This window comes from Caldicellulosiruptor sp. F32, assembly GCF_000404025.1.
Taxonomy (GTDB): domain Bacteria; phylum Bacillota; class Thermoanaerobacteria; order Caldicellulosiruptorales; family Caldicellulosiruptoraceae; genus Caldicellulosiruptor; species Caldicellulosiruptor saccharolyticus.
The window spans coordinates 1-7033 of sequence record NZ_APGP01000094.1; the positions used below are offsets into that span (position 1 = coordinate 1).

The following is a 7033-nucleotide window of genomic DNA, read 5'->3' on the forward strand; positions in this document are numbered from 1 at the left end:
AGATATTTTGCTATCAAAGTTAGGGGCGATAGCATGGTGGAAGCAAATATAAAAGATGGGGATATTGTAATTGTTCAAAAATGCAATACTGCAGAAAACAGAGATATTGTTATTGCATGGCTTGATGGAGAAATAACCGTAAAAAGATTTTGTAAAATGGGAAGCACAGTCCTGCTCATTCCTGAAAACAGCAAATATGAACCAATTAACATTAAAGAAGGAGAACTTCGTATAGTTGGAAAAGTTGTTGCTGTGATGAGAAAGAAGAGGTGATATTACTTTTTTAAAAACAAAAGGTGGGATTTTCAAAAAAAACGCCCACCTTTTACTATCTTTATGTTTATTTTGTGAGTAATCATCTTACTAAATTATCTAAACAAAATTTTTCCTTTTTTAATATACTATTGAAGTTTGAGAATATTCCTATTGTTTAATCTCTGATTTTAATTACTCATATTTAATTCTATTAGTAAATATTAGTTACAACAGGTTTGACATGTTTGACAGACTAAGTCCTATCCAAAAGAATATGGACAGACAGAACACCCATCTAAAGTTTTGATAAAGAATAACAAACTTACCACCTCAAACTATTTTAAATCTTCTTAATAAAAATACAATAATTACCACTAAACCGCCTAATCCATATAAGCCAACATTTTGTTTGTAAAGTGCAAGTAAAGATACACATTCTAAATATATTGGTATTATAATTGCAATTTTACTCCATCTACTTTTACTTTTAACAATTCCTAATGCAAATAAAAAGGCTAAAATAGAATATAATATAAAAAAAACTATCAGCATAAGAATATCCCCCAACTCAAAATAAAATTAATTATCTTAAAAAATATTTTGTTCTACTTCCTTGTAATTGTTCGCTAATCTTAGCAAACTATAGAGTAACTCCTATTTCTTCTGTAACTATTTTTATCTCTAACAGGTATATCTTTTAATTTAAAAAGTCCTTGATTATTGTAAATAAAGTTGTTTGTAAAAATCTACTAAACTCATTTTTTGTTCTTCTATGTCTCGAACTTTTATACCCTCATTCTGTAATAAATCTAAAACATCATAATGAGAATTTAGATTATGAACTTTTATAGAGTTATTAAACTGAGTTTCTACCGTTACATATGGTAATTTTTCTTTTATTAACCTACACGCTATATCAACATGCTCCTTTTCGGTAAAATGAAAAACCACTACTGTATTTCTTTTTAACAATTCTTCCTTATTTTTGTCTAATATTATTGAACCATTTTTGATAAAAATAATTCTTGAACATAACTCCTCTATATCACTCAATATATGTGATGAGATTAAAACGGTTATGTTATTTTCTCTCCACCGTGTTTTTAAGAGCTCTTTAACTTTAATTGTGGTGGTGGGATCTAATCCATTAAAAGGTTCATCCAATATCAACACTTCAGGGTTGCCAATAAACATTTGAAGCAAACTAACCTTTTGCTTTGTTCCCAATGAATATGTTTTCGCCTTTCTTTTTAATATCTTATTTTCTAATTCAAAAAATGGTGCTAACCTATTAACCTCATCTTTAACGTTAAAGGCACTCCCATATTTTAATTTAGCATACAGTTCTATATTATCATAACCACTAAGTTTAAGATACAGTGCTGGTGTTTCAATAAAAAATGACGATCTTCTTAAAACCTCTATTCTTTCTTGTTCCTTAGTTACATCACATCCCAAAATATAACATTTCCCTTTTGGTTTTGGTAACCATAAACCCGATAATATTTTCATTAATGTGCTTTTGCCAGCACCATTTGGTCCTACAAGACCAACAATTTCTCCTTTTTCTATTGAAAAATTTATTTCTTTTAGAATTTGAAAGTTTCGAATTTTCTTATCCACGTCAGTTACTTTTATTACCATTTCCATTTGATTTTCAGCCAAGCTATTTTACCTCCTTCAGTCTCTCTCAAGCTTTATAATACCTTTTCCCTATGTTCAAATATTTTCATTGAAGCTAATACAAAAATAACTGTCATCAATAAATTTAACCCTATTACAATATAGAATGAAGCATAAATCCATTCTATTTCTCCTGGTAATGAATTTGTATATACCATCGATAGTTCCCAAGGGAATATTAACGACAACAACTTTAATATAGGTCTTTTAAGAATAAGTATCTTTTGACGAAAAATACTTATAGCTATTATTATTGCAAAAAAGCTAATACTTGCAAATGCTCCGTTTTCAAATATCGTGGAGAAAAATATGATAGCTCCCGATATAGCCAATATAAGAATAATTTCGGTTAGTAATTGTAATAAACTACATTCAAGTAAGTTCAACAATTTTACACCATCTGAAACAGGATATACTTTAAAACCTACCATCTTATATTTAGAAATCCAGTTACAATACACATCGTAGTATTTAAAAGAATTTGTCATAAGATTTAAAACTATAAAAAATACAACTTGTATACCAATTACCAATGCAGAAATAGTCAAAACAGTTGCAATAAATTTACTTAAAATAATATTACTTCTTTTTACAGGCATAGTTTTTAAAATCTTCGCTGTCCCTTCCTTATATTCATCTGAAACTATACCACTTCCAATAAGTAAAGCTAAAACAACAATTATAAAAAATGCTATTCCGTACGATTGACTAAGTAAATAACTCCATCCATCAAATTGTCCAACATTGTAATACTTTTTCTTCTTTATATTTTCATTTAAAATCTCATAATTCACCTTATTAATTTCAAGCTCTTTATAGTCACCAGTTTTCTTAGAAATTTCATACCTCATCTTGTAATATCGGGCTTTCTCTTCCATTTCTTTCTTAGGATTAGAACCATATTGCAATTTTAATTTTTCCTTTTGAACAATTCTATTCAATTCATCAATTTGCTCCTGATACAATCTTTTCTTTATGTCGTCTTTTTCTTTTTTTAATTTCTGCTGCAATTCTTTTATTTGTTTTTCTGTATCTGCAATATATTGTTTTGTGGATTCAACACTTTTGTTCTCATAATTATACACAAACCAACAATAAAAAAGATTGAAACCAATTGTGATTATTAAGGCAATAAAAAATTTTTTGCTTTTTATAATTTTTTGGATTTCAGTATACAATAACAATTGTGTAGCCTCCTTTTATACAGTTTTATTTATTATCTGTTCCGATAAGAAATAAGTGTTTTTGCCAATTCGCTGGTGATTTTTACATACTATATTATAAAAACAAATTTGAAGCTGGTTTCCTACTATTCTTCAATATTTACGTCTTAGAATCTGAAGTTAAAAAAACACAAAAAATTTACCTAATTTTTCATTTTAATTTTTACCAAAAAAGAAGTCAATACTTTATACAAAATTATTTAGATTCTCTTTTTTTATTACTAAAGAGTTTTTATTTTTTAAAAAGTGCAAAAGTAAACTTTCATAATTGTCAAATTCAAAATAGCCATTCTCTTGCCAGTAGTTTACTTCAGCATCTTCATCTTCTCTCAACATCAAATTATCTTTCAATGTTTTGAAATAGTCTTCCTGGAAGGGATGAACCTTTATCTTCATGGGATTTTCTAAATATTCACACAATTTTTGGGCTTTTTGAAAAAGCTCTTCTTCAAAATTTGTTTCATCATCGACAACATTGGGGTAGTCTTTTGTATAAGCTATTGTTTCAAAAACATTTAAACCTAGTGCAAGCATTATTCTTTTCAAATAAAATGTAACCTCAATTAACGAATTACTACTTGCTGTTACTACTGGAATACCTATCTTGCCTAATAACTTGAATAAATGTAACCAATATGATATACGATCAATAAAAACTTTTGTTTGAGCAGATACATTTGCGGCATACACAGGAGTTGCTATAACAATAATATCAGATATTTCCATTGCATTTTTAATTAATAACATGTCGTCTTTCTCATCTAATATGCATTTCCCTTGTTTAAAACAAGTAAGACATCCTTTACATAGATTAATTCTAAATCTGTTAGTATCAAACACATTAATTTCAAACTTCATGTTTAAAATTGCTTCCATATTTGTGAGTAGTTTCTCAGCAACATAAAGAGAAAATGAATCATTTCCGTTTGGACTACCATTAAAAATAAACACTTTCATACTTCTTCCTCCTCAGTAAAAGATATGGGAAATACAAACTCCATAATTGGAAGAGCATCTTTATAACAAAGTCGAATAAATGTGTAACCAATTCCACTAATTCCATCTAACAAACCTAATGGCAAATATTGTGGAGTTGATCTTAGACTAAATTTCCCCTTTCGTTTTTTTCTAAAAACTATATATTTAACTTTTTCTTTGATAATTTCCATAATTGAATCTACATCAAAAATCTCAGAATATTTTAATAAAAGTTCAATATCTCCACTATTTCCTTTCAAAAGCTCATCTGTTTCTTTGAAGGGTTTAATGTACTCATATATTAATCTTTTCACATACACCTTAAAATATTCCTTATTGAACTCGTTCGAGCAAATCTTCAAAATTACTAATAATAATTCGAAAAAGTTTTGAGAAATAACAAGTTTATCTACCTGTTCCAAAAACTCTATAAAGTTATTCACAATATAATTAAAAGCAAATTTATTTTGGCATATATTTGCAGCGTCTAATAAGAAGTTAACATAATGTATGTATTTCTTATTAGAGTATTTCTCTTGTTTGACCATTGTAGACAATGTGGATTTGTCGTATACAAATGTGCTGTATATATCTTTACATTTCATTAAAGGTTCAATATTATACTTATTTATACAGTATTTTAAAAAATTCAGTATAAAACTGCTTTGGATTGTTTTTTCATTTTTTAACAACTTCTTAAAAAACAATTCTACTAAGTGTAGTAATTCTTCTTTAATATTGCTAAATATGCCTTTATAAATATTTGAAACCTCTAATAAAGATAATAAAATTGAAGCTACATTTTCTATGCTCTTAATTTCTTCTTCCTGATTTACTATATATATTCTTTTTTTTACATCTTTAAAGAGTTGATAAAACAATGTCTTTGTAATCTTCATATAATTCTCATCTGGAACAAGTAAAAAAGCATAACTAAGAAACAGCATAATACCACTTAACCCATAAAATAAACTGCTTTCTAAAGGTAATATAACATTAGTGTTGTTGATTCTGTCAAAAATTAAACCATTCCATATGACTGATTTTTCTTTTGCTCCCCAAATGGCATTTTCTACTAAAATGTTTCCTATTTCCATTATTTCTTCTGTGAGAATTTCTTTCTGTAAAGTTATGTTCTCTTCTATAATAACACCCGCATTTTCACATAGGTTATTCCCCTTAATTTTCTCAATTTTTTCATCAAAATAATTCAATGACGCTTGCAAAATTGATATTTGTTTGCTTACTGTCTCATCGTCTATACTTTTTATCCTTTCCTTTATTAAGTTAAATCCTGAATTAATAAAAAATCCCTCTACCTTTCTATTATGACTGTCTTCTAATACATTATCATTTAATTTTCGATAAAAAACAGGAATATCAAAATTCATCAAATCTTCTATCTCACTTCTAATTACAATTTTGTTTTTGTAATTTGCAACCCATAAATTAGCAAACAATCTTTCTAAATCTAAAAAATCTTGAGTATAACTAGGATGCGAATAGAAACTTAACATCTTATAATAATTATCTGTATTTTTCAATAATGTTCTACTCCTTATATTGCCTTTGAAACTCTCTTCTATTTTATATATAATTTCACCTTTGTGTATTCTTGCAAATTCTAATACTGTCATAAATCCTTTTAAAACTTCCGGTACATATTTCCTAAAATCTACTTTTTCACCTCTCAGTTTTGGAATATTCTGTGCTTCTGAAATTTCTATTTCTGAATAATCAAATTTGATGTTATCAATGTCTTTTTCATTAAGTACTAATGTTTTATATGGTAATTTTTGGCCTCCTCCACTAAATGCACTAACGTCCACTCCTTTTCCTGTTTTGAAATCAACAAAACTCATACACGGAATTAAACCCGAAGATAAGATTGATTCATTTATTTCTTTTAATGCAAAGTACCGCGCATCTCTAAATAACTCTTTTTGACTATTTTCCTGAGCCACAATTGTTTCCATATCAACTATTACAGGATACTCAGCATGGGCTATTAAATTTTCAAAATGTATATCACTACCTTTAAGTAAATAAACAAATCCACATAATTGTCCAAATCTTCGATAATATCTCTCTAACTCTTCTTCATTGTTACATTCAACATAAGGTATGTATTCTTCTATTGTGAAAGTTTCGCCATCATATAGGGAAGGAAATATTAAATCCAACAATTTTTTTTCTTTCGTTTCACACCACTTAATAAACTCAACTACTGTTTTTTGTAGAGACGAATTTCGAGGCTTGTATAATATCGGTTTGGATTTTTCGAATATAACTATCAAAACCGCACTGCTTTCTTGATGAAAATCTCCCAATATCTCTATACTAGTTATTCTATTGCTTTTTATTTCAAATCGTTTACTAATTTCTGTAAAATGTTTATCTAAATCATGTATAACTTTGCTGAAATATACCAACCAGTTAAGTGTTTTTTGTGCCATAGTTCGACCTATTACAGGGTAATCGTTCATAAACTTGTATATTCCTTTATTATTGAGTAAATAATGAATGAATAACTGAAATACATTTTTTTATTTTTTATATTTTCACTATTATTCTCACGCCATAAGTAATACTCATAAATTAATGTCTTTATATATATATTCAGCAAGAAATTATCTAAACTATAAGCAACTTTGTTCATAACCTCTTCATTTATGATAATATTTTCAAGATTAATGTTTACACTTAAAAATTTTTCGCAAAACCATCTTGAAAAGAGTTTTGAAATTGTTAGATAACCATAATCCGTATTTTTTAAACTATTAAGACTATCCAATACTTCTTTCAAACACAAAAACCATTTTGCTTTTTCCACCTTTTCTCTAACAACTTTCTTTTGCTTTTCAGAAAGAACAGCAAATGCTAAATTAAAATCT

Annotated in this window: 7 protein-coding genes; 1 reads left to right on the plus strand and 6 read right to left on the minus strand. The window is 27.5% G+C overall.

The features are described from left to right. On the plus strand, positions 1-273 hold a 273-nt coding region (locus H964_RS08750), incomplete at its 5' end, for a LexA family protein (RefSeq protein WP_039766734.1). Positions 274-585: 312 nt separating this feature from the next. On the opposite strand, the gene H964_RS08755 is transcribed toward H964_RS08750, so the two are convergent. The 6 genes from H964_RS08755 to H964_RS12540 form a co-directional block, all read right to left on the minus strand. Further along, a complete protein-coding gene (locus tag H964_RS08755) occupies positions 586-807 on the minus strand; it encodes a hypothetical protein (RefSeq protein ID WP_039766736.1) in 222 nt (73 codons plus the stop codon). Between the two features lie 165 nt (positions 808-972). Further along, positions 973-1920: an ABC transporter ATP-binding protein gene (locus H964_RS08760; RefSeq protein WP_039766738.1), complete on the minus strand. Its 948-nt coding sequence runs from the start codon at positions 1918-1920 to the stop codon at positions 973-975. 32 nt (positions 1921-1952) lie between these two features. Continuing rightward, entirely contained in the window at positions 1953-3116 is a 1164-nt protein-coding gene (locus H964_RS08765) for an ABC transporter permease subunit (RefSeq protein WP_237738253.1), read from the minus strand. A 231-nt stretch (positions 3117-3347) separates the two neighbouring features. Next, on the minus strand, positions 3348-4118 hold the full coding sequence (locus tag H964_RS08770) for a flavodoxin family protein (RefSeq protein WP_051109327.1): 771 nt from the start codon (positions 4116-4118) through the stop codon (positions 3348-3350). Further along, positions 4115-6625, minus strand: a complete 2511-nt coding sequence (gene lanM / locus H964_RS08775; RefSeq protein WP_039766742.1) for a type 2 lanthipeptide synthetase LanM — start codon at positions 6623-6625, stop codon at positions 4115-4117. Before lanM ends, H964_RS08770 begins: the two co-directional genes overlap by 4 nt. Beyond that, positions 6622-7033: hypothetical protein (locus H964_RS12540; protein ID WP_039766744.1), on the minus strand; the 412-nt coding region annotated here is incomplete at its 5' end. The genes lanM and H964_RS12540, both read right to left, overlap by 4 nt.